General features: G+C 41.1%; 19 protein-coding genes, 1 other RNA gene and 1 other annotated feature. Of the genes, 8 read left to right on the forward strand and 12 right to left on the reverse strand.

What is annotated here, in order from left to right:
- Positions 1-44 precede the first annotated feature (44 nt).
- The 6 genes from ACZ5OK_RS11810 to argF all read left to right on the forward strand — a co-directional run bounded on the left by ACZ5OK_RS11810 (position 45) and on the right by argF (position 9,110).
- Positions 45-767: an RsfA family transcriptional regulator gene (locus tag ACZ5OK_RS11810; protein ID WP_343837221.1), complete on the forward strand. Its 723-nt coding sequence runs from the start codon at positions 45-47 to the stop codon at positions 765-767.
- Positions 768-1,069: 302 nt separating this feature from the next.
- The gene (locus ACZ5OK_RS11815; RefSeq protein ID WP_343837223.1) at positions 1,070-2,329 is read left to right on the forward strand and encodes an argininosuccinate synthase; all 1,260 of its coding nucleotides are present in this window, start codon (positions 1,070-1,072) and stop codon (positions 2,327-2,329) included.
- Complete coding sequence (gene argH, locus ACZ5OK_RS11820) at positions 2,326-3,759, forward strand: argininosuccinate lyase (RefSeq protein ID WP_343837225.1); 1,434 nt, start codon at positions 2,326-2,328, stop codon at positions 3,757-3,759. Before ACZ5OK_RS11815 ends, argH begins: the two co-directional genes overlap by 4 nt.
- Before the next feature lie 71 nt (positions 3,760-3,830).
- The gene (locus ACZ5OK_RS11825; RefSeq protein WP_343837227.1) at positions 3,831-4,922 is read left to right on the forward strand and encodes a carbamoyl phosphate synthase small subunit; all 1,092 of its coding nucleotides are present in this window, start codon (positions 3,831-3,833) and stop codon (positions 4,920-4,922) included.
- Complete coding sequence (gene carB, locus ACZ5OK_RS11830) at positions 4,915-8,145, forward strand: carbamoyl-phosphate synthase (glutamine-hydrolyzing) large subunit (RefSeq protein ID WP_343837229.1); 3,231 nt, start codon at positions 4,915-4,917, stop codon at positions 8,143-8,145. The genes ACZ5OK_RS11825 and carB overlap by 8 nt, the downstream gene beginning before the upstream one ends.
- Positions 8,146-8,180: 35 nt before the next feature.
- Positions 8,181-9,110 (forward strand): ornithine carbamoyltransferase, encoded by a 930-nt coding sequence (gene argF, locus ACZ5OK_RS11835; RefSeq protein ID WP_343837759.1) that lies wholly within the window; start codon positions 8,181-8,183, stop codon positions 9,108-9,110.
- A gap of 126 nt (positions 9,111-9,236) precedes the next feature.
- On the opposite strand, the gene ssrS is transcribed toward argF, so the two are convergent.
- The 4 genes from ssrS to ACZ5OK_RS11855 form a co-directional block, all read right to left on the reverse strand.
- A non-coding RNA gene (ssrS, locus tag ACZ5OK_RS11840) (6S RNA) lies at positions 9,237-9,421 on the reverse strand.
- 92 nt (positions 9,422-9,513) lie between these two features.
- Complete coding sequence (gene aspS, locus ACZ5OK_RS11845; RefSeq protein ID WP_343837231.1) at positions 9,514-11,286, reverse strand: aspartate--tRNA ligase; 1,773 nt, start codon at positions 11,284-11,286, stop codon at positions 9,514-9,516.
- On the reverse strand, positions 11,279-12,565 hold the full coding sequence (hisS, locus tag ACZ5OK_RS11850; protein WP_343837234.1) for a histidine--tRNA ligase: 1,287 nt from the start codon (positions 12,563-12,565) through the stop codon (positions 11,279-11,281). Before hisS ends, aspS begins: the two co-directional genes overlap by 8 nt.
- A 108-nt stretch (positions 12,566-12,673) precedes the next feature.
- Positions 12,674-12,915 (reverse strand) — a binding site (T-box leader).
- A gap of 51 nt (positions 12,916-12,966) precedes the next feature.
- Positions 12,967-13,143, reverse strand: coding sequence for an RNA polymerase subunit sigma-70 (locus ACZ5OK_RS11855; protein ID WP_162038827.1), 177 nt, complete (start codon positions 13,141-13,143; stop codon positions 12,967-12,969).
- 172 nt (positions 13,144-13,315) lie between these two features.
- On the opposite strand from ACZ5OK_RS11855, the gene ACZ5OK_RS11860 reads away from it, so the two are divergent.
- Entirely contained in the window at positions 13,316-14,383 is a 1,068-nt protein-coding gene (locus ACZ5OK_RS11860) for an N-acetylmuramoyl-L-alanine amidase (protein WP_464758189.1), read from the forward strand.
- A gap of 177 nt (positions 14,384-14,560) precedes the next feature.
- Here ACZ5OK_RS11860 and dtd read toward each other — a convergent pair whose 3' ends face one another.
- From dtd to ACZ5OK_RS11900, 8 genes are all read right to left on the reverse strand, one after another.
- The gene (gene dtd, locus ACZ5OK_RS11865) at positions 14,561-15,010 is read right to left on the reverse strand and encodes a D-aminoacyl-tRNA deacylase (RefSeq protein WP_343837239.1); all 450 of its coding nucleotides are present in this window, start codon (positions 15,008-15,010) and stop codon (positions 14,561-14,563) included.
- A gap of 11 nt (positions 15,011-15,021) precedes the next feature.
- Positions 15,022-17,220: a RelA/SpoT family protein gene (locus tag ACZ5OK_RS11870; protein WP_343837241.1), complete on the reverse strand. Its 2,199-nt coding sequence runs from the start codon at positions 17,218-17,220 to the stop codon at positions 15,022-15,024.
- A 128-nt stretch (positions 17,221-17,348) separates the two neighbouring features.
- A complete protein-coding gene (locus tag ACZ5OK_RS11875) occupies positions 17,349-17,861 on the reverse strand; it encodes an adenine phosphoribosyltransferase (RefSeq protein ID WP_343837244.1) in 513 nt (170 codons plus the stop codon).
- The gene (gene recJ, locus ACZ5OK_RS11880; RefSeq protein ID WP_464758190.1) at positions 17,851-20,004 is read right to left on the reverse strand and encodes a single-stranded-DNA-specific exonuclease RecJ; all 2,154 of its coding nucleotides are present in this window, start codon (positions 20,002-20,004) and stop codon (positions 17,851-17,853) included. Before recJ ends, ACZ5OK_RS11875 begins: the two co-directional genes overlap by 11 nt.
- Before the next feature lie 19 nt (positions 20,005-20,023).
- Complete coding sequence (locus ACZ5OK_RS11885) at positions 20,024-20,191, reverse strand: hypothetical protein (protein ID WP_464758191.1); 168 nt, start codon at positions 20,189-20,191, stop codon at positions 20,024-20,026.
- A gap of 66 nt (positions 20,192-20,257) precedes the next feature.
- Positions 20,258-20,584, reverse strand: coding sequence for a LapA family protein (locus ACZ5OK_RS11890; protein WP_343837249.1), 327 nt, complete (start codon positions 20,582-20,584; stop codon positions 20,258-20,260).
- A 392-nt stretch (positions 20,585-20,976) separates the two neighbouring features.
- Positions 20,977-23,235, reverse strand: a complete 2,259-nt coding sequence (secDF, locus tag ACZ5OK_RS11895; protein WP_343837251.1) for a protein translocase subunit SecDF — start codon at positions 23,233-23,235, stop codon at positions 20,977-20,979.
- A gap of 63 nt (positions 23,236-23,298) precedes the next feature.
- The gene (locus ACZ5OK_RS11900) at positions 23,299-23,601 is read right to left on the reverse strand and encodes a post-transcriptional regulator (RefSeq protein ID WP_343837253.1); all 303 of its coding nucleotides are present in this window, start codon (positions 23,599-23,601) and stop codon (positions 23,299-23,301) included.
- 236 nt (positions 23,602-23,837) lie between these two features.
- Here ACZ5OK_RS11900 and spoVB point away from each other — a divergent pair, with 236 nt between their 5' ends.
- Complete coding sequence (gene spoVB / locus ACZ5OK_RS11905) at positions 23,838-25,388, forward strand: stage V sporulation protein B (protein ID WP_343837255.1); 1,551 nt, start codon at positions 23,838-23,840, stop codon at positions 25,386-25,388.
- Positions 25,389-25,476: the final 88 nt, after the last annotated feature.

Raw genomic sequence — 25,476 nt, forward strand, 5'->3', positions numbered from 1 at the left:
ATAACTATTAAAAAATGAAAAGAATAAAAGAGGAGTGAAATACAATGGCGAAAGTCAGACAAGATGCATGGTCCCATGAAGATGACCTCCTGCTCGCAGAAACCGTTCTGCGGCATATACGCGAAGGCAGTACCCAGCTAAATGCCTTTGAGGAAGTAGGAGATCAATTAAATAGAACTGCAGCAGCATGTGGTTTTCGCTGGAATGCTGAGGTAAGAAGACGGTATGAGAAAGCGATTGAAATTGCCAAGCGTCAGAGAAAGGAAAGAAAACGTGCAATTGCGCAGCAGCAAAAACTGCAGCAGCAAACTCAGTCTCCATCCGTACCAGCGTACCAGCCGGCTGCTGGAACTGTTCCAGCACAGCAGGATTTACAGCCGCAGCAGTCAGAAACAACGGCCCAACCAGAACCAATGGAGCAGAAGCAACAAACTCAGTCTATTGCAAATCAGCAATCGGTTCCGTCTATTGATGATATTATAGTAAGCTTACAAGAATTTAAATCTAATTTTGAACATAACTATCAAAAGCATGCGAATATTGATCAACTACAGCAGGAAAATGAAACATTAAGAGCAGAAAACGAGGAGCTTGAAAAACGACTGAAAAAAGTGGAAAAAGAATACGAATCCATGCAGGAAGACTATCAAGTATTAATGTCCATTATGGATAAGGCGAGAAAAATGGTGGTATTCGACGACGATGCCGAACCATCTCAAGCCTTCCGAATGGATAAAAACGGAAACCTGGAGCAGGTGGCCCGATAAAGTGAAACTTCCATCAGTGGGGGTTTTCTCCATCCCCCACTGATGGTTCGTTGAACTTATCAGGAATTTACTGGCCGTTTATCCCCCGCTTAATCCTGGGTTGGGATACCCTCAAGACTTGAAGTGGGGGTATTACGGCCAGTTAATGCGTGATAAATAAAAGATGCTGTCTTTATCATAGACAGTATCTTTTTTTATGGAAAATGACATTTTTACCATTGAATTTTTATACTTAATAATGCATAATAATTCATAAACATTTTAATTTTTTCACTATTTCGTCATAAAGGGAGAGATTGTTCATGGAGAAAAAAAGAATCGTTTTAGCTTATTCCGGTGGATTGGATACTTCAGTTGCAATCAAATGGCTTCAGGATAAATACAATTATGATGTGATTGCCGTTGCTCTGGATGTAGGTGAAGGAAAAGATCTGGAATTTGTTAAAAATAAAGCCCTTGATGTTGGCGCGGTTAAATCCTATGTGGTTGATGCCAAGTCAGCCTTTGCAAAAGAATATGTAGCGAAGGCTTTAAAAGCAAATCTTTTATATGAAGGGAAATATCCTCTTGTCTCTGCACTATCCCGTCCGCTTATTGCAAAGATTCTTGTTGATATTGCCAAACAGGAAGGCGCAGTAGCTGTTGCCCATGGATGTACAGGAAAAGGAAATGACCAGGTAAGATTTGACGTATCCTTTACAGCACTGGCTCCTGAACTGGATGTAGTAGCCCCTGTACGTGAATGGGCCATGTCTAGAGATGAAGAAATTGCCTATGCAAAAGAAAACGGAATCCCTATCCCTGTTGACTTGGAAAGTCCCTATAGTGTGGACCAGAATCTGTGGGGCCGCAGTAATGAATGCGGGATTCTCGAAGACCCTGCGGTTGAACCCCCTCAGGATGCTTATGAATTAACAGTTGATCCTGTTGATGCACCAGATGAACCTCAATATGTGGACATTGAGTTTGATAAAGGAGAGCCTGTTGCAATCAATAATGAAAAGTTACCTTTAGATGATCTGATTTTAAAACTGAATAAAATTGCCGGTAAGCATGGGGTCGGACGTATTGACCACATTGAAAGTCGTTTAGTTGGGATAAAATCACGCGAGGTCTATGAGTGCCCTGCAGCCCTGACTCTTATTGCAGCTCATCAGGAATTAGAAGCCTTAACATTACCAAGAGAGGTTGCCCAGTTTAAACCGACAATTGAACAGAAGCTTACCCAGACGATTTATGACGGATTGTGGTATTCTCCATTAACCAATGCTCTACATGCCTTTATTGACCAGACTCAGATCTATGTTTCAGGAAATGTGACAGTAAAACTCTACAAGGGGCAGGCACAGGTAACAGGACGCTCGTCTGATTACTCACTCTATGATTTCGGATTAGCAACTTATAAGCCGGACGATGAATTCGATCATAATGCAGCTTTAGGGTTCATACAGCTATGGGGGCTTCCAACAAAAGTCCACTCATCTGTAACCAATGAATATCAAAATACAGAATTTCAAAATAGCAATATAAAAATGGAAAAGAAAGAAGCGATTAAACCATGAAACTATGGGGCGGGAGATTTACCAAACCTACCAATGAACTTGTAGATGAATATACCTCCTCTATTCAGTTTGATCAAAAGCTTGCACAGCAGGACATAAAAGGAAGTCTTGCCCATGTCGGCATGCTTGCGAGCTGTCAGATTATATCAAAGGAAGAAGCAGCTACCATTTCTAAGGGATTAACTGCTGTTGCAGAAAAGATACAAAACGGAGATGCTGAATTATCGGAGGATCACGAAGATATTCATATGAACATTGAAAAGCTGCTTATTGAAGAAGTTGGCCCTGTGGGAGGAAAACTGCATACGGGCAGAAGCCGTAATGACCAGGTCGCATTGGATATGAGACTGTATTTAAGAGAATCCATTGTTGTGCTTACTGATTTACTCGTTCAAGTCCAGGAATCACTGATTGGGCAGGCAGAAAAAAACATTGACACCATTCTTCCAGGCTATACCCATTTACAGCGTGCCCAGCCCGTTCGTTTTGCCCATCATCTAATGGCTTATGTATTTATGCTTCAGCGCGATGCGGATCGGCTGAAAGACAGCTATAAACGCGTAAATCAATCCCCATTAGGTGCAGGTGCCTTAGCCGGGACTACATTTCCGATTAATCGTGAGCAGGTAGCTGACAGCCTGAATTTTGATGGAATATGTGAAAATAGTCTGGACGCTGTCAGTGATCGTGATTTTGTTGTTGAATTTTTGTCGAATGCCTCTTTAATCTCCATGCATCTGTCAAGGTTATGCGAGGAGCTTGTTCAATGGTCAAGTGCGGAGTTTAATTTCATAGAACTGGATGATGCCTTTTCTACGGGAAGCAGTATGATGCCCCAAAAGAAAAATCCGGATGTGGCTGAACTGGTCCGTGGGAAAACAGGCAGGGTGTACGGACATTTAATGGGGATGCTAACGACTTTAAAAGCACTGCCATTAGCTTATAACAAGGATATGCAGGAGGACAAAGAAGGGATGTTTGACACGGTGGACACTCTAAAAGGGGCTTTGTCTCTCTTTGCCCCTATGATATCCAGTATGCAAGTGAAAAAGGACGAAATGTATGATGCGGTACAGAAGGACTATTCCAATGCTACAGATTTAGCAGATTACTTAGTACAGCAGGATATTCCTTTCCGTGAAGCCCATGCAATTGTCGGTCAAATTGTACTTTACAGCATCGAGCAGAATAAATACTTATTACAGCTGACATTAGATGAGTTTCAGCAGTTTTCAAGTTCAATTGGTGAAGATATTTATGAAGCTTTAAAACCTGAATCCGTTGTAAATGCAAGAAATGTTAAGGGAGCAACATCCAGAGATCAAGTCAAAGAGCAATTTCATCATGCGTATCATTTTATCGATGGTAATAAAAGCTGGATTCAGAGTTATGAACAGAGTGCCGAGAACTCTAATTTTTTATCGTTTTAATGTATAAAAATGTACCAAAATGTATATTCATACCATTCTTGTGAATTTTGCTTGGAGAGGAGATGATGTCTATGGATGAGCATACGGGCTATCTAACGTTAAATACGGGGCATGTTTTTGAAGGGAAATGGTTATATAAAGATGATCAGACAGAGGGGGAAATGGTATTTAACACAGCAATGACCGGATATCAGGAGGTCATGACTGATCCATCCTATGCGGGGCAGATCGTGACCATGACCTACCCTTTAATCGGGAACTATGGATGTAATGACTGGGATAATGAAAGCTGGAAGCCCTCATTGGCCGGCTTAATTATTGCATGTCCCTTTTTAAATCCGATTCATGAAGAAACGAAACACTCTTTACAGGAAATGGTGAACAGACATAATATTCCCACGCTGTACGATATGGATACCCGTGCCTTAACCCGTATAATCCGAAAGCATGGAGAAGTATATGGAAAGTTCACATCAGACCCAAACGATTTCCCGGCAATGAAAGAAATCGAATCGGACATTGTTCGTAAGGTAGCCATAAAAAAATCATTGATTGTCAAACCTGAAAATCCTTCATCCAGTACTCAAAAAATAGCTGTGATTGATTTTGGTTACAAGCATTCCATCGTAGAAACATTCCGGAAATTAGACTGTGAAATTCACGTAGTCCCCTTCCATGTTACCTGGGAGCAGATCAAGGAAATAAATCCTGATGCAGTTGTATTATCCAATGGTCCAGGAAATCCAAAAGACCTCATGTATCTATTTGATAACCTTAAACCAATCATTAATCATTACCCAACTCTTGGGATTTGCCTGGGACAGCAAATTATAGCTCTAGCAAACGGAGCACAAACCAAGCGTCTGCCATTCGGTCATCGGGGCAGCAATCATCCAGTCAAGGATTTAACAACAGGGAAAGTTCTCATTACCTCTCAAAATCATGGCTATACAGTAGATGAGAAATCGCTTCATAAGCATGAGTGGAAGGTGACACATCTCAATGTTAATGATCAGTCCGTCGAAGGAATGATGCATCGCTATAAGCCGATTATGTCTGTACAGTTTCACCCCGAAGCACATCCGGGACCCATGGATTCCTTTTATATTTTTAAACATTTTTTAGCTTTGACTCATACTAAAGGAGAGAAGCAGCATGCCTAAACTGCCATCTATTAAAAAAGTTCTGGTCATAGGTTCCGGCCCTATTGTTATTGGTCAGGCAGCTGAATTTGACTATGCAGGTACACAGGCCTGTTTAGCCCTGAAAGAAGAAGGTATTGAGGTTGTGTTGGTGAATAATAATCCCGCAACAATAATGACAGACCCACAGTTTGCCGATCATATTTATTTAGAGCCGTTGACCTGCGAATCTGTAACGAAAATTATTAAGCAGGAAAAACCTGACGGACTCCTCCCTACCCTTGGAGGTCAGACAGGTTTAAACCTGGCCCTTTCTTTAACGGAGGCTGGGGTTCTGGACCAATATGAAGTGGAGTTACTCGGAACACCTCTGAACTCTATTCAAAAAGGAGAAGACCGGGAGCGGTTCAAATCTATGATGATAGATATAGATGAGCCTATTGCTCACAGTGTTCCCGCAACGTCAACGAAGGAAGCCATTGAGTTTGCTGATCAGACCGGCTATCCCATTATGATTCGACCCGCCTATACCCTGGGTGGATCAGGCGGTGGCGTTGCAGCCAATCAAAAGGAATTAGAATCAATCGTCATGAACGGTCTTCAATTAAGTCCTATTCATCAGGTCTTAATTGAACAGAGTGTAAAAGGCTGGAAGGAAATTGAATTCGAGGTTATGCGTGATGCCAATGATACCTGCATTATTGTCTGCAGCATGGAAAATATTGATCCTGTTGGAGTCCACACAGGAGACAGTATGGTAGTGGCCCCTGTCCAAACATTGACTGATCGTCAGTACCAAATGCTTCGAACAACCTCCTGTAAGGTTATCAGGGAGCTTGGTGTAGTGGGAGGCTGTAATATCCAATTTGCAGTTCACCCTGAACGTGATGAATATGTCATTATTGAGGTAAATCCGCGAGTGAGCAGATCAAGTGCACTTGCTTCAAAAGCTACAGGTTATCCAATTGCAAGAATTGCTGCCAAGCTGGCCCTGGGCTATCATCTGGATGAAGTCCTGAACCCGATTACAGCAAATACGTACGCAAGCTTCGAGCCAGCCATTGATTATATTGCCGTGAAGCTTCCCCGGTTGCCTTTTGATAAGTTTACGGATGCTGACCGAAAGCTCGGTACACAGATGCAGGCAACCGGTGAAGTGATGGCAATTGCACGGAACCTTCCTGCAGCTATTCAAAAAGCCATACGCTCGCTGGAAATTGATGTAGACCAATTGCATTTGCCCTCTGTTCATCACTTATCCAATGAACAGCTGCAATTGCAGTTAGCCGAGGCATCTGATGAACGCTTATTTGTCATTGGAGAAGCGTTACGTCGGGGCTTTTCGATTGAAACCATCCATGGGATAACAGACATTCATCCATACTTTCTATATGAGATATCAGCCATCATCAAGCATGAAAATGATCTTTCCGATAGGGTATGGGAAGAAATGGAGGAAAAGGATTGGTTAAAAGCAAAACAGCTTGGCTTCACGAATAAAACGTTAGCCAAACTATTCAAAGTCAGCGAGCATGAAATAGCAGCTGAAATCTCTCACCTCCCTGCCTATAAAATGGTAGATACGTGTGCTGCAGAATTTTCTGCGGACACTCCTTATTATTACAGTTCCTGGAATGAAATGGATGAGGTTGAAGAATTAGATGGGAGTCAAAAAACCGTTGTGATTGGTTCCGGTCCAATTCGAATCGGTCAGGGCATTGAATTCGATTACTGCTCTGTCCAGGCTGCTATGTCTTTAAGAGATCAGGGAATCGATTCCATTGTAATTAATAACAATCCTGAAACGGTCAGTACTGACTTTCATACGGCTGATCATTTATACTTTGAGCCTTTAACCGCCGAAGATGTCATTCACATTCTGCAGAAAGAACAAGCAGATCATGTAATGGTTCAATTCGGTGGTCAAACAGCCATTAATCTGGCAGAGGACTTGAAGAACGCTGGTTTCCATATTGCCGGTACCTCCCTTTCTTCCATTCAAAAGGTGGAAGACAGAGATCAGTTTTATCAAATGCTTACCGAACTGAATATTCCACATATACCTGGCGAGACCATTTATGCCTTTCAGAATGCACATGATGCAGCGCAAACGATTGGTTTTCCCATGCTTGTCCGCCCTTCTTATGTTATTGGTGGAAAAGGAATGAAAGTTATCCAAAATGAAAATCAATTAGATGAATATGTACATGAGCTCGAACATGAATTATCCGCAAATTCCATTTATCCGCTGCTCATGGATCGTTTTATTACAGGCAAGGAATTCGAAGTGGATGCCGTTTGTGATGGTTCTGACATCATTATTCCCGGCATTTTTGAACATGTGGAAAAAGCAGGTATTCATTCAGGTGACAGTATGGCCATCTTTCCCGCTCCATCATTAACGGAAAAGGAGAAGGAAACCATTTTCAACTATACACAAAAAATCTCCTCAAGGCTTAATGCCAAAGGGTTGATGAACATTCAGTTTGTCATGGATGAAGCCACGAAGGACATCTTTGTACTCGAGGTAAATCCACGAGCTTCAAGAACTGTTCCGATTGTATGCAAAATTACGGGGATTCCCCTTATTGATTTAGCAACAAAGGTTCAATTGGGAGAACCTCTTCAATCACAATCTTACACATTGGGGCTGCACGATGATATACCTTATTACACCGTTAAAATGCCAATCTTTTCAACGGAAAAACTGAGTGGTGTCGATCCAATTACAGGGCCTGAAATGAAATCCACCGGAGAAGCCATTGGTATTGGAAAAACCGTCCCACAGGCCATGGCCAAGGCCTTTCATTGGTCAGAAAACAAGGGAACTGCTCCCGATGAAAAGGACTGGATACTCATGACTGGCAGCCTGGCTGATGATAACAACAGCAGTCAGCTCTGTACGTTTTTAAGAAAGGCAGGCATCAATATTGCTGCAACACATGAAACTGAACAGACACTAAAACACTATGGAGTTGAGGTTGCTGAAATTCTGACAAAAGAAGAAGCGAAAGATCGATTCTCGAAAAAAACCTTTACCCTTCTCTTTACAAATCAAATGGAGGACTCATTTCAGCGGGAGCTACGGGAATATGCTTTAAAAAAAGGAATAAAGAGTTTTACAGCACCGGAAACCCTAACAGCCTTTCTTATGGCATCAGTCGAGTCCCTTCACCCGCCATTTTCGATACAGAACTATAATAACCTGATAGATTACAATCAAACGGAGAAGGAGAGTGTTTAATTTTGGATATAGCCCTGGATAATACGATTCAATCTATGAAGAATAAAGATTTCCTGACATTAAAGGATTACTCCAAACAGGAGATAAACAGTTTACTAAAATTAGCCAGTGAATTAAAGCAACTGCAAAAGCAGGATATACGACCTCAAATGTTAGAAGGAAAAACATTAGGAATGATATTCGAAAAAGCTTATACCAGAACACGGGTGTCTTTTGAAGCAGGAATTTATCAATTAGGAGGATCAGGGCTGTTTTTAAACACTCAGGATATTCAGCTGGGACGTGGAGAAACAATAGCTGACACGGCAAAGGTTCTTTCCTCTTATCTCGATGGGATTATGATCCGTACCTATAGCCAGTCAGCTGTTGAACAGTTGGCAGAGCATGCAGCCATTCCCGTCATAAATGGACTGACGGATTTGTATCATCCCTGTCAGGTGCTTGCAGATCTTCTGACGATTCAGGAACAAAAAGGAAGCCTGAGTGGATTAACGTTAACCTACATCGGGGATGGAAATAATATGGCTCACTCGCTTATGATTGGGAGTGCAATAATGGGAATGAATGTTCACATTGTAAGCCCAAAGGAGTTCCAGCCAAACTCTGCTATTACAGATCAGGCTCAGGCAATAGCTAAACAAAATAATAGCTCGGTTATGGTCACTCAGGATATCCAAAAAGCTGTACAGGATACAGATATTATCTATACGGATGTATGGGCAAGTATGGGACAGGAAAATGAACAGAAGGAGCGTGCTGAAATCTTCAAGGTCTATCAGGTCAATGACAGTCTGATGGCCAAGGCTAAGCCAGAGGCTATCTTTATGCACTGTCTGCCTGCGCACCGGGGCGAAGAAGTTACGGCCAGGGTGATTGATGGAGAGCAATCTGTAGTATTTGAAGAAGCAGAGAATCGTCTCCATGCACAAAAAGCATTGATGGTCGCACTCATGAGCAATCATTAAGTTTCACACATGTTAAAATTCCTCAGGGTATATACCCTGAGGAATTTTTTTCCTGGTGCAGTCAGTTATAAAAAAGATGTCTGTAGATAACAAAACATACGCTTTTGTTAGCACTGTATTATGTATTACAATCCCAATCGTGCCGTCACCCTGTAACGTTTTGAACCCGCTCTCGGCAGGTGGGTGCCCTGTTCCATGCTTTGTACTTCCACACATGTTGGAGGCATGTACGCCACACAGAAACTCCAGGCTCCCTTTTACGTTGTTGTTCGGTCAAAACTGGTTGGTTGTGACGAACACATCAGGATTGCTATCTAATTTCTATTGCAATTGAATCTTAGCATAATACCCCTGTTTATTTCAAGGCATTATATTATGGTAAGATTACAAGTTTTTAACAATTTTATTTCACTTCCCGATTAGAAAGCTTTAACTTTAACTCCTGTAACTGATTCTCATCCACTTCAGAAGGTGCTTCCGTTAATAAATCGGATGCAGATGCCGTTTTAGGAAAGAGAATAGTATCTCTTAAATTATCTCTTCCAGCCAATAGCATGATAAAACGATCAAAGCCAAGAGCAATTCCTCCATGTGGCGGAGCTCCATACTGTAATGCTTCCATTAGAAAACCAAACTGTTCATTGGCTTCATCTTTTGTAAATCCAAGGGCTTCAAACATCTTCTCCTGAAGCTCGTAATCATGAATACGAAGGGAACCGCCTCCTAATTCATACCCATTAAGAACTAAATCATAGGCCTCTGCTTTCATTTCTTCAGGAGCGTCATTAAACTTTTCCAGTGCGCCAGGGGCAGGCATTGTAAATGGATGATGAGCCGCAAAATATCGTTCAGAGTCTTCATCATATTCAAGTAATGGCCAGTCGGTTACCCACAGGAAATTAAATTTCGCTTTATCAATTAAGTTGAGCTCACGGCCCAGCTTCAGACGAAGGGCGCCCAGACTTTCATAAACCACCGTTGTTTTATCAGCAACGAATAAAAGAAGATCGCCATTTTCGACATCCATGGTTTCCTTTATACCGTTTACTTCCTCTTCAGACAGGAATTTTGAGATAGGTCCTGTTAACCCGTTATCTTCCGCTTTTAACCAGGCCAGACCTTGAGCACCGTAAATTTTCACAAAGTCCGTTAATTGGTCAATATTTTTTCTTGAATACGCAGAAGCCTGCCCTTTCACATTGATTCCACTGACTTTTCCACCGGATTCAACAGCCGTGCGGAATACTTTGAAATCAGAGTTCTGCACGACTTCAGATACGCTATTGAGCTCTAGGCCAAAACGGGTATCAGGTTTATCAGAACCATAACGTTCCATAGCTTCATCATATTTCATTCTTGGAAATGGTGTTGAAATATCCAGTCCTTTAACTTCCTTCATTACCTTCTTCATCATGCGTTCCATCATGTCCATAATATCCTCTTTAGACATAAAGGAGGTTTCAATATCGACCTGAGTAAATTCCGGCTGACGGTCTGCGCGCAGGTCTTCATCACGGAAGCAGCGGGCAATTTGATAATATTTTTCAAAGCCGGATATCATAATCAGCTGTTTAAACAACTGAGGGGACTGTGGCAATGCATAAAATTCTCCCGGGTGTACACGGCTGGGTACTAAATAGTCTCTTGCCCCTTCTGGTGTGCTTTTCGTTAACATAGGCGTTTCCATCTCCAGGAAGTCCTCATTGTTCAGGAAATTCCGGATTGCCTGTGTGGTCTGATGACGGAGCTTAAACGTTTCCTGCATCGGTTTCCTTCTAAGATCCAGATAACGATACTTCAGACGAACTTCCTCTGTTGTATCTGATTCTTCCTCTAAAGTAAACGGTGGTGTTTTTGATTTATTCAGGATCGTTAATTCCTTCGCTTCCACTTCAAGTGCACCGGTTGGCATATTCTCATTAATGGTGTCTTCTTCTCTCGCAACCACTTTCCCTGTTACTTCAATGACAAACTCGCTGCGTACTGAGTCTGCTTTTGCCAAGGCGTCTGGGCTGATGGAAGGATTAAACACAATCTGCACCAATCCTGAAACATCACGCAGGTCAATAAAAATTAATCCACCAAGATCACGACGCTTCTGTACCCATCCTTTTAACAGGACCTCTTCACCAATGTTTGCTTTCGTTAAATTTCCACAATAAAAGCGTTCACTCATTCTCTGTTCCTCCTTGTACAGCCTTTTTTAAGTAGGAGGCAACCTGATCTAATGGCTGATCACTCTGCTCTCCTGTTTCCATATTTTTAATGGCTACTTTGCCTTCATTTAATTCGTCTTCGCCCATAACAATCACATAACGGGCTTTTAACCGATCTGCAGCTTTGAATTGTGCCTTCATCTTTTTATCCATATAGTCCATATCCGTTTTTATCCCCTGATGTCTTAAGGAAAGCTGCAATTTCACAGCTTCTTTCTTAGCCAGATCTCCCATCGCTGCAATATAGCAATCAATGGCTTCATCAAATGGAAGATTAATGTTTTCAGCATCTAAAGCGAGCAATAAACGTTCGATACTCAAAGCAAATCCTATACCAGGGGTTTCAGGACCGCCCAGTTCCTCAACAAGTCCGTTATAACGACCGCCGCCGGATAATGTAGTAATCGCGCCAAATCCTTCAGCATCACTCATGATTTCAAATGCAGTATGATTATAGTAGTCCAGACCTCTTACCAGATTAGGGTCTACCACATAATCAATTCCCATTTGCTCCAGATAGGTTTTCACCTGTTCAAAATAGGTATGGGAATACTCATTCAAATAATCCATAATGGAAGGGGCTGTTTCCATCGCCGGGTGGTTTCGGTCCACCTTACAATCTAAAACCCGTAAAGGATTTTTTTCGAGACGATTTTGGCAATCCTGACATAGCTCCTCTTTATGTGGTGTGAAGTGCTCGATTAAAGCATTACGATGGTTGGTCCGGCTCTCCATATCACCAAGACTATTGATCACTAATTTTAATGATTTTAACCCTAAGGATTTGTAGCAGTCCAGAGCGAAAGCCAGCACTTCAGCATCAATCGCAGGGTCAGCACTTCCTAAAGCTTCGATTCCAAACTGTACAAACTGACGTGTACGCCCTTTTTGCGGACGTTCATAACGAAACATAGGTCCAAAATAGAATAATTTAGTTGGCTGCTGGGGTGCGCCATGCATTTTATTTTCAACGTAAGAACGTACTACAGACGCTGTTCCCTCAGGTCTCAAGGTAAGGCTTCTTCCTCCCCGATCAGTAAAAGTGTACATTTCCTTTTGGACAATGTCTGTCGTGTCACCTACCCCTCTTTGAAATAATTCTGTGCGTTCAAATATAGGGGTTCGAATCTCATGGTAGTTATACAAACTCGCTAATTCCTGAAGCTTTTGTTCGACATACTGCCATTTTTTGGACTGTTCTGGTAAGATGTCTTCTGTCCCTCTTGGTACGTTAATCATCCTTGCTCCTCCTTCGTTATATGTAAAATACATACCATAAAATGTCGTATAAACATCAACTGCTGGAATCCTTTTAGAAGAAATAAAAAAATCCCGTCCCTTTCAAAGAAAAGGGACGGGATTTCACCCGCGTTGCCACCCTAAGTTGAAGCAGTATAATCCTTGGGATCATTGCTTCCCCTTAATTTCCATTAACGCATGGGTAACGTCTGCATCTAATAAGACTCACCGTTCGATACAGAACCTCCAGAATGTCTTTCATTAAGGGAGTATGGAGAAATGCTCACAGCCCGGGGCATTTCCTCTCTGGCCACCTCTTCCTTAATTACTCTTTCCTTCACAGGATTTCCGTACTATAATTTTTGAATTGATTATAACTATAATGTTGTGAAGACTAAATGTCAAGAACGAGTTAGCCTTTCTTTTAAGTTTTTTACATCTTTTAAGGATAAACCAAATTCCTGCGCCAATTCCATTGAAGACTGTTCCTTTTCCGAGTTCATAAAGTGATGGAAATCGATTTGAAAAATTCCCTGATCTGAATAAGATAGTGCATTACGGTTTCCGCTTGTTCTCATGTGAGGAACCTCCACTCTTTGGTTTTGTTCTTAGCTTGTTCAATAAGGAGAATTTATTTACAATAAATTTAGGAATTTTTCCAGGTGATTCAAGCCTTAAACAGGATTTATACTTAGTGAGACTTCTATCAGTAAGTGGTTTTACAATATACGTCATATAGTGAGGGGAAAAATGATGAAAAAAAGAATGATACTACTTAGCTTAGTTATAATTGTGGTTCTCAGTACCGTTTTGCAGCTTGCTCCTTCTTCCCGGGAGTCTCATGTATACGCTGAGGAAGGAATAATTACCGCAGATGATTTAAATGTCAGAAGTGGCCCAGGATTGGAATATGACGTTATCGGACAAGCCAGTCAAAATACATCAGTGCAAATTCTGGAACAATCCGGGAATTGGTTTAAGGTGCAATTTCAGAATTTCGCAGGCTGGGTTTCAGGGGATTATGTTCGTCAAAGTCCTGAGCAATCTCAATCACTGGAGACTTTGCATATTTCAGTAAAGGATACGGAAATTGTCGTACATACCGAACCTTCCATCACCAGTCCAACTATTAAAAAAATCAGTTCCGGTCAAACCTATCCTATTACTGATAAAAAGAAGAATTGGTATCAGATTCAATTCACAAATGGGGATCGTGGATGGGTAGCAAAATGGCTTGTTGAATCCAGTTCAGACCGTCAGGATGAAGAGCAGACGAACCCGTTAAAAGGCAAGGTGATTATTGTTGATGCCGGACACGGAGGAGCAGATACAGGAACAATCAGTGCCTCAGGAGATTACGAAAAGTTTGTTACAACTGTTACAGCCAGGACGCTTGCAAATAAATTGGAAACATTGGGTGCCCGTCCGGTTCTGACAAGAACAAATGATACATTTTTACCTTTGGAAAACCGAGTGGCTCACGCACAGACATACCAGGCACATGCTTTTATAAGCATACACTATAACAGCTCACCCCAGTTCCCGAGTGTAAACGGAATCGGAACTTATTATTATCACGATCGACAAAAACCCCTGGCAACCAGTATACACCAGGAGGTTCTCAAAACGACAGGATCCAGTGATCGGAAGGTTAAGTTTGGCAACTATATGGTCATCAGAGAAAATCAAAGGCCCGCGGTATTAATCGAATTAGGATTCTTATCAAATCAACAGGAGGAAGCAAAAGTTAATACGAAATCCTTTCAGGAAAAAGCAACAAATGGGATTATCCGCGGATTAAGGAAGTATTTCAAATGAGACAACCTCGATTCCATTTTTGGGTTTCGTTTAATTTGTAGTGAGTAAAAGGCTGCATGTTTTCCACCATCCTTTTACCCTTTACTATCTCCACATTTCTATAATATTTACGAAAAAAATGAGCATCGAATTGCAAGCCAATTCGATGCTCATTAAGCTACTTTTATATGTTCCTGCTTATTTACGGTCATCACTGTCGATAATCAATGTCACAGGCCCCTCATTCGTTAAGCTGACATCCATCATTGCTCCAAACTCACCGGTTTCTACAGGAATACCTTTAGATTCAACAAGAGCATTAAACTTATTATACAACTGTTCAGCCGGCTCAGGCTTTGCTGCTTTCATAAAATTAGGTCTTCTACCTTTTCTGGTATCTCCGTATAATGTGAACTGAGAGATAGATAATACGGACCCTTTAACATCCTTTAAAGACAGGTTCATTTTCTCATTTTCGTCCTCGAAAATTCGCAGGTTCACACATTTATCCGCAATATATTCACAATCTGATTCATCATCCTCATGGGTTACACCCAGGAGGACCACAAGTCCATTCTCAATTTGTCCGGTTATTTCTTCATCTACTTTTACATTTGCCTGATTGACTTTTTGAATAACAGCTTTCATCATTAATCTCCTTACTGAATCTTTCTCCGTACAGTATAAACATCATGAATTTGTTTTATCCTGTCCACAATTTTTCGCAGGTGACTAATATTGTGAATCATAATGGTAATATTAATGGTTGCCATTTGCTTCTGGTCAGATTTACCAGTCACAGCCGTTATACTTGTTTTCGTTTCATTAATCACTTGTAATACTTCATTTAACAGACCGTGGCGATCGTAGCCTGTAATCTCGATATCCACACTGAATTGTTTGCTGTTTTCACCAGCACCTTCCCACTCTACCTCCAGCAGTCTTCCTTGAATTTCTTCGGTTTTTACATTCGGGCAGTCAGCGCGGTGAACAGATACACCTCTCCCCTTGGTAATGTACCCGACAATTTCATCACCAGGGACAGGGTTGCAGCATTTGGAAAGGCGGATTAATAGATTATCGACTCCTTTTACTTTAACGCCTGAATCCGCTTTATGCTTCTTTTGAGTCCCTACCTCCTGTTTAACCTCTTCCAATGCTTCTTCAAAATCCTGAGTTTTCTTTTGCTCCCGCACTTTATCAGCTAAACGATTGGCTATTTGAGCAGCGGTAATTCCCTGATATCCAACCGCAGCATACATATCTTCTTCATTATTAAAGTTGAATTTTTCCCCGACTTTACGCAGGTTTTCCTGAGTAAGAACGTCTTTTAAATTGACATTCAGATTGTGGAGTTCCTTTTCAACCTGTTCTTTCCCTTTAGCGATGTTTTCATCTCTTTGCTGTCGCTTGAAGAATTGTTTAATTTTATTCTTCGCCTGTGATGTCTTCGTGATGGTCAGCCAATCCCTTGACGGACCATAAGAATGCTTCGAGGTCATAATTTCAACGATGTCGCCGGTCTTCAGCTTATAATCAAGCGGCTCCATTTTGCCATTCACCTTGGAACCAATGGTTTTATTCCCTATTTCCGTATGAATGCGATAAGCAAAATCAATAGGGACAGAACCTGAAGGCAACTCAATTACATCGCCTTTTGGGGTGAATACATAAACCATGTCTGAAAATAAATCCATCTTCAGGGTTTCCATAAATTCTTCGGCATCATGTGTATCATTCTGCCATTCGAGAATTTCTCTGAACCATGTTAACTTATCTTCAAAGGAGCGTTTGGGTTTATCCGGTTGCTTTTCCTCCTTATAAGCCCAATGAGCGGCAATCCCATATTCGGCAATATCATGCATGTCTTTCGTTCGTATCTGAACTTCCAAAGGATCCCCTTTTGGTCCAATGACTGTGGTGTGAAGGGATTGATATAAATTCGGTTTTGGCATGGCAATATAATCTTTAAAACGCCCCGGCATCGGCTTCCAGCAGGTATGAATAATCCCCAGAACAGCATAGCAGTCCTTTATGCTGTTTACAATGACACGTACAGCTAATAAGTCATAAATCTCATTAAACTGTTTATTTTGCATAACCATTTTTCGATAAATACTATATAAGTGCTTGGGGCGCCCGGAAATTTCCGCCTCTATTTGTACATCTTTTAACTGTTCCTGTATTTCATCCACGACATCGTGAATGTAATATTCCCGCTCATTACGTTTTTGCTTCATCAGGTTCACAATCCGATAGTACTGCTGTGGATTGAGATAACGTAATGCGGTATCCTCCAGCTCCCATTTAATGGTAGATATGCCTAATCGATGAGCAATTGGCGCAAAAACTTCCAGCGTCTCATTAGCGATTCTCCGTTGCTTCTGTGGTGGTAAATGCTTAAGTGTACGCATATTATGAAGACGATCGGCAAGTTTGATTAAAATCACTCGAATATCCTTCGCCATAGCTACGAACATTTTCCGGTGATTTTCAGCCTGCTGTGCTTCTTTTGATTTATATTTAATTTTCCCTAATTTTGTGACACCGTCAACAAGCATAGCCACTTCTGCATTAAACTCATTTTCCAGGTCTTCAATGGTCACATCCGTATCCTCGACTACATCATGGAGGAAGCCGCAAGAAACCGTATCTACATCCATTTCCAGTTCAACTAAGATACCTGCAACCTGAATCGGATGATGAATATAGGGTTCCCCGGATTTGCGAAACTGCTCTTTGTGAGCATTCTCAGCAAACTGGTAGGCATGCCGGACAAATTCAACATCCATTTCGGACATATATTCAGAAGCGCCTTTAATCACTTCGTCTGCTTTTAATAACTTATCAGTAGACATGAAATCACCTTATATTTCAAAAAAATAAAATTTTTGATGTTTTATACATTATTATTGATATCGTACACTTTGTAAAGCAAAAACCTTAAAACAAGTTAAAGAAGAGTACTCTGTCTGAGCACTCTTCCCTAATATTCCATTAATGTCAGGACATCATAGCCCTGCAACTTATCCCGGCCGTGTAAATAGGAGAGCTCGATTAAAAATGCACAGCCAACGACAACTCCGCCCAATTGCTCAACGAGATTTATCGTTGCTTCAATCGTTCCACCTGTGGCCAGCAGGTCGTCCGTAATCAGAACTCTTTGTCCCGGTTTTATGGCATCTTTATGAATGGTCAAAACGTCCTTTCCATATTCAAGACCATAATCCACCTTTATAACCTCGCGTGGAAGTTTCCCTTCTTTACGCACCGGTGCAAATCCCACTTCAAGCGCATAGGAAACAGGACAGCCTATAATAAATCCGCGTGCCTCAGGGCCAACAACCACATCAATATTTAATCGATCTGCATAGTCAACGATTTCATCAACGGCTGATTTAAATGCTTTCCCATTATCCATTAAAGTGGTGATATCTTTAAATTCGATTCCTTCCTTAGGCCAATCGTTTACAACCGTAATATATTTCTTATAATCCATGTACAACTTCCTCCTTCAAGCGGCCTTCCCCCATCTTTGAGTTCAACCACTTTTTCAGTTCAATATAAGTTGAATAATAGAGTGTCTTTTCAACCTCAATTTGGTTCATCTTTAGCTGATAGGTTGCTGATTCTGTTAAATCTTTTTTTGCCGGTTTCGTCACATATATGAGTTCTCTATCCTCCATTTTAACAAATTGCAGCTCTAAAAACACTTTTATCATAAAGTCCACAAAATTTAAGGACCAGCCGCGTGACCGGGCAAGTGCAGCTCTATCTTTATCCAGATTCAGCCTTCCCCTTTTCATCATCATCCCATAAAACCATTTAAAATGATCCCTGTTGGGAATTTGACTAAAGTAGTTTTCTTCATTCATCTTAAAATACGCATAAATGTTTTTTGGCTTCACTTCATTTAAAACATTTGACAACTGTTCCAAAGATAGAGGAAGATCAACAAACCATAAATGGGACACATCTTCAGATGAGAGATTTTTCCATTGATCAATATGGATAACTTGTAATTGATCATCCATCCAATCTTCAATCTCAGTTGAAGAATCAAAGTAAAGGGCAACATGTTTTTCTGTGTCCAGCCCCTGAATCTGCTTCTGCAAATGCCTGGAGCCTCTAAAGTCAAACAACTGCCATTCTTTGATGCTTAAATCCTTCATCATAATCTGGAGCTTTTTACGTCCATTCCATTCATTAATGCCCAGTTCTCCTACAATGGACATTTTCGCATGTGGGGAAATTCCCGGATAAAGGTGCCCCATACCAAAGCCAACTGCGTCGATGGACTTTGTATCCTTCTGAAAATTCATTTTCAAATGATTCTGTTTGGATCCAATTAAACGAATTTCACTTGCGTCATGTTCCGCAAGTTGAAAAAGAGGTTTGGGATTGCCCATTCCAAATGGAGCCAGCTTCTCTATTTCCTGAATAAATTCAAGGCTGATATCCTCCATATCCAGTTGCTTATCGATCCTTAGTACGGGCTGAAAATCCTCACTGGACAGTTTTTGATTGGCTAATTCATTAAGATCCTGACGAAGCAGTGATATGTCATCCAGTGAAACCGTCATGCCAGCTGCCTGGGCATGTCCACCAAAACTGATAAAACGATCCTTTATTTCCATGCAATTTTCAAAAAGGTTAAAGGTCTCAATACTTCTGGCGGATCCCTTTGCCTGCTTTTGATCATGGTCTATACCGAGTACGATGGCCGGTTTTGAATAGGACTGAACGAGACGAGAGGCCACAATTCCCAAAACACCGGGATTCCAACCTTCACCGGCTAAAACAACAACAGAGTCCTCATGAAACTGACTCTCTTCAATCATCTTTTCTGCTTCCTTTGTGATATCAGACACTAATTGCTGCCGTTGCTGGTTGAGGTTTTGCACTTCCTCAGCTAATTCCCGCGCAACGTCCAGATCCTGCTCCAGCAATAAGTCTACGGCAAGTTTCGCATCCTGTAAGCGGCCAACAGCATTTAATCGCGGACCAATCCCAAAACCAACATTCTCTTCTGTTACATTCCCTTCGATTCCACATACTTCTTTTAACATCTTAATTCCGGGTCGCGTGGAAGAAGTTAACGCTTTAAGACCATAATGAACAAGAACACGATTTTCATTTTGCAACGGAACAAGATCCGCTATTGTTCCGATGGCCGCAAGCTCTAAAAAATGCCGAGGAAGCTTACCTAATAGTGCATGGGCAAGCTTGAAGGCAACTCCAACTCCCGCCAGTTCATCAAAGGGATAAGTGTCGGACACTTTTGGATGAATCGTGGCCACTGCTTCAGGTAATTCCTCCTGTGCTTCATGGTGGTCTGTAATGATCAAATCCATGCCAAGCTCTTTCGCTATATTTGCTTCATGAACCGCAGCGATTCCTGTATCAACAGTAATGATTACGGAAACATTGGCTTCTTTTGCCTGACGAAAGGCTTCTTCGTTCGGTCCATAGCCTTCTGTGAAACGGTTGGGTATGTAAAAATCCACAATCGCTCCTTTTTCTCTTAAGGCTTCCACTAAAACCGTCGTAGAGGTTACACCATCTGCATCATAATCTCCAAAAACCAATATGTTTTCATTGTTCAGTATAGCATTTTCAATTCTTTCTATCGCTTTATTCATATCTGAAAATAAAAAGGGATCATGGGAGATCCTCTAAGGTAGGTGATAAAAATCTTTTTGCTGTATTTGTATCCTTAATGCCTCTATTCTTTAAAAGATCCTTTGTAAAGTCTGATATAGGTAAGTCAATGACACCATCATCATTCTGTTCTTCAATGACCTGCCATTGTGCTTTACTATCAATCATAAATTCACCCCTAACGAACCTATTATACTAGAGGTTGTCAGGGGTAGCAAATTGAATTTTTCCTTGCTATTGTTTTGAATGGTTCGTGTCTGCCTCATCTTCATTGCTTTCTTCATTAGAGTCCAATAGTTCCTGTTCACCATAAGCTGTATTTTCCTGCTTCTCCTGTTTCAACTGTCTAATGGTTCTCTGCAACTGGTAAATTTTTACGAATCCGAAAGATGCCGTAATCATACTTCCCATTAAAACAGAAATTAAAATGATTAGAATTAAAGGGGCCTCTCTCGTAAAAAACAGAAAATTAACAGGGACAGCATTTACATTAATAACAGCAAAAGTTGCAACAAGTAATGCAAAAATGATGGCAAGTATAATAGAAGTTTGTGCTTTCATTCATGTTCACCTCATATATTAGACTGTTATTGTTTTTCCCCGTTCATACATAATATAAACCCTTGTCCGAATCAATTGGACAAGGGTTTATTTGAACGCAAAAATATCAGCTCATAGTGCTTTGCGGCTCGAGTCGCCTCCGCTTTTCTATGTCCAGCTGCAGGGCCTAGCCCCTAGTCGATATAAGCAAACCTCATTACGTGGCAAAAAGCGCCACTCCATGAGGTTTGCTTATACGACCGGGGCTAACCAAGGCCCTTCCGCTTTTCTATGTCCAGCTGCGGCTCCCAGGTCCAGGCAGTCATAAGCGGAATCCACTGCGTGACAAAAACTGTGTCACTCCGTGTATTCTGCTTATGCTGTCGGACCTAAACGGTCGCCTCCGCTTTTCTTTATACCTGCGGGCCGCCGGTTTGTTTTTTCTTTTCAAATTGAATAGGCTTCTTATCAAGCATTTTCCCTCTCCATACAAGCCAGATTTGGGCAGCAAGGAATAGGGAGGAATACATTCCGACAAGTAACCCGACTACAAGGGCAAAGGAGAAGTTTGTAATCGCTGTTGCACCGAAGATTAGCAGCATCAGTGCAGCGGCCATGGTTGTAATTGTAGTATTTACACTTCGGGTCAGGGTTTGCATTAAACTCTTATTAACGACAGTCGCCAGCTCTTTAAAGGACCTGACTCGTCTCTTCAAACGCAAATTCTCTCTGATCCGGTCAAAGGTGACAATCGTATCATTGATTGAGTAACCCACAATGGTCAGAATGGCTGCAATGATGGTAATATCAAATTCCAGCTGGAAGATGCTAAACAGCGCGAGTACAAAGAAAGCATCATGGAGCAATGCAATAATTGCTGTAATCGCAAAGAAAAACTCAAATCTTATGGTGACATAAATAATAATTCCGATGGATGCAAATAAGACAGCGAGTACGGCATTCTGGGCCAGCTCCTGACTAACCTCAGGTGATACGGTACTTACACTTGGTTCATTTCCATACTTATCATTAAAATGAGCTTTTACATCTGCAATGGTATCCTCAGACAATACCGAATCAAAACGAACCATTACAATTTCGTTCTGGTCACCAGCCCGTGTATATTCCACAGGTTCAAGTCCTAATTCATCAAATCCATTTTCGACTTCTTCAACGGTTATCGTTTGATCGGCAAGCACCTGTATACGGGAACCATGAGTGAAATCAATCCCCAGGTTTAACCGGAAAGCAGCAAGGAATATAATCCCTATTACGACTAATATGGTTGAAGCCATAATGAATTTCTTCCGGTGTTTTACAATATCAAAGAACCTGCCGAGGAATCTCGGTTCAACTTCCTCACCTTTTTTAATATCTTTTATTTCATCATTCTTAACACCAAACCATCCCGGTCGTTTATTCAAGGCTTTACTGTTCACCCAAAGCCCCATTAACAAACGGGTTCCATACACGGCCGTAATAAAGCTGACTAAAATACTTACAATTAACATGGTCGCAAACCCTTTTACAGAGCTTGTACCATACATGAATAATACAGCCGCGGCGATTAATGTTGTAATATTGGCGTCAAAAATGGCTGATAGGGATTGTTTATTCCCGGAACGATACGCCGACAGCATACTTTTTCCGGCTTTCAACTCCTCTTTAATCCGCTCAAAGGTAATAATATTTGCATCGACAGCCATACCAACTCCGAGTACTAATGCTGCCAGTCCCGGAAGCGTTAAAACCCCATTCATAAGATTAAAAATGAGTAAGATTAAGAAGATGTAAGCACTAATGGTAATCACAGACACTACACCTGGGAATCGGTAATAGCCAATCATATATAGGAAAATTAAACCAACGCCAATTGCACTGGCAAGAATGGTCTTATCCAATGATTGCTCCCCGAATTGCGCACCTACAGAAACTGAATATAGTTCTGTCATATTCACAGGCAAGGAGCCGGCATTAATAATATCCGCAAGCCTTTGTGCTTCATCAACGGTAAATTCACCTGTGATCATGATATTCTTACTGTTAATGGGACCTTCTGATAAGCCTGGTGCTGAGATATATTTTGGATCCTCTTTTTTGGCCTCTTCTTTATAAGAATCCCCTTCCTCATAATCCATCCAGATGACTAGTTTATCGTTAGGGGCACCCCGTTCATAAAGCTTGGTTGTGACCTCTTTAACTCTTTCAGCACTTTTCATTTCCAGGGTAACAATCGGCTGTTTCGTTCTTGGGTGGAAATCCTGTTTCGCACTCTGCTCCACCACATTAGAGCCATCTAAAAACTCTTTATCATTCACACCACGAAAGGATAAGCGTGCCTGTGTGGATAGCAGCTCACGAGCTTCAGTCTGATCCTGAATGCCAGCTAATTGAACACGTATCCGGTTATCCCCTTCAATATCGATTTGAGTTTCACTAATCCCGAGTACGTCGACCCTTTCACGCAGCGCCTTTACTGTGGCTTTTAAATCATCACCAGTTATATTCTGGTCTTCATCTACAGGTTCAACTTCATATAAAATTTCAAATCCACCCTGCAGATCAAGCCCCAATGGAATGCCTTTTGAAATATCTGTTGTCGTTGTCCCGATCACTCCTGCCAGTATAAATGTGATCAGGAAAAAAGCAATAATTCTACCTTTTTTTACCATGGTGTCGTGCTCCTCCTTCTATTACACCTAAAAACAAAACTATGATTATGTACAAATAAATGACTATTCTGCATTTCCTTTTCCAGTTAGTGCCTCAATCTGTGCCATTAAATCATCATTTCGTTCCTGATAAATTTCCCGAGCTAAATAGCTCATAAAAACACCTGAATCTAAATGAAGAATATCCTGGACGATCTCATACAGTCTTTTTTCGACTTCTTTTTTCCAAACTTTCTTTTCCAGGCAATCCCACACCTGCTGTTCCGTTGCTTTGTCATAACCTAATACATGAAGTTCATCAACTTTACTCGTTAATACGGGTGTGACAAAAGGCCGCCATTCCTTTACATTTCTGACCTCTTTCATAAACCTGCCCCCTAATTTAATCGTGTGTATAGCGTTTATGCTCATTTATACCATTAAGCCAAAATTTTGCCCCACGGCTTCATTACCACCACGAACTGGTTATGGTTAAATATCGTATGTTCACGCATCATGATAAAACCGAAAAGCTTCATCGGGCTTGTCATGCTTGACCACCCTTCATGCATATACATTCATTGTATATGATTTTTACATTTTTGAGAAGGCAGGGCAAACATATGGCAAAACAAACATTCATACAGGGTACTCTTGTGTTAATCATTGCTGGATTAATAACAAGGTTTTTAGGATTTATTAATCGTATCGTTGTTGCACGAATTATGGGTGAAGAAGGCGTGGGTCTCTATATGATGGCCCTACCTACTCTATTTCTGGTTATAACCATTACCCATTTCGGTTTACCTGTGGCCATTTCTAAAAGAGTTGCAGAAGCTGATGCTAATGGGGATCGGCAAAAAATAAAAAAGATTTTACTCGTCTCTTTTTCATTAACCTTTATACTAAGCACAATATTTACCATTATATTTATTCTCATATCACCAGTTGTAGCCCAATACCTGTTAACTGATCATCGAACCTTATATCCTTTACTCGCTATCAGTCCTATTATACCTATTGTAGCGATATCAGCTGTGCTGCGAGGCTATTTTCAGGGACTGCAGAATATGAAGCCTCAGGCCATTTCCCAGGTGATTGAACAAATTGTACGTATAACACTTGTGGCTTTTTTGACCAAGCTATTATTGCCATACGGCGTTGAATTCGCTGCCAGTGGAGCCATGATTTCAGTCATCATAGGCGAATTTTGTTCTTTGATGTTCATCATTTATCAATTTAAAAATAAAAAGCGAATCAAATTAAGACGAAACATTGGACAATCTCTGCAAAAAGCCAAAGGAACTTTAAGAGAATTAATGTCAATTGCGCTCCCGACAACAGGCAGTGGCATTGTTGGAAGACTTTCACACTTCCTCGAGCCGATTCTCGTGTCACAAAGCCTGGCCATTGCTGGTTATACCGTCACTCAAAGCACTAAATTATATGGAGAGTTAACTGGTTATGTGCTCCCATTGCTGTTTCTGCCAACGTTCATTACAACATCCTTATCAACTGCTCTTGTTCCATCAATTAGTGAAGCTGATGCCAAAAATCAAGTAAAGCTGATTCACTTCAGAATTCACCAGTCCATTCGGCTATCCTTTGCATCAGGCGCATTTGCAACCATCATTCTCTTTATTTTCGCCAAACCAATACTTGCTTTTATGTACAATGATCCTGATGCTAGTCGATTTGTAACATTAATGGCACCGTTCTTTATTCTGTTATACTTTCAGGCACCGCTTCAGGCTGCTCTGCAGGCCTTGGATCTGGCCAAACAGGCAATGTACAACAGCATTATCGGCTCTGTTGTGAAGCTGTCTACGCTGATCATTCTGGCTTCACAGCCGCAGTTTGGAATCATGGGCGTTGTCCTGGCTATCATCGTAGGAGTAATCCTTGTCACTCTTTTACATTTTGCTGTTTTATTCAAACATATTCAATTCAGACTTCCATTTGGCGATATTGTTAAGATGATGAGTCTGCTTCTTATTACCTATTACATGGGAAACATGCTTTACAATCTATTCCCAGGTGCAGAGCAGAATTTGCTTCCCCTATTCATAGTTCTTATCATCTTAGCTGTATTCTATATCATTCTGTTATTTATTTTCCGCTTTATCACAAAGGATGAATTAGCTCAGCTACCTGTTTTCAATAAGCTTAAATAAATGAAAAATCTTTCGAGTTTAGTGGTAAATTTTGCAGATGAGAGTAACATTGCCTGCGGACTTAAAAAATCAATAAATTCAAAATAAA

This window comes from Salinibacillus aidingensis (genome assembly GCF_055393355.1).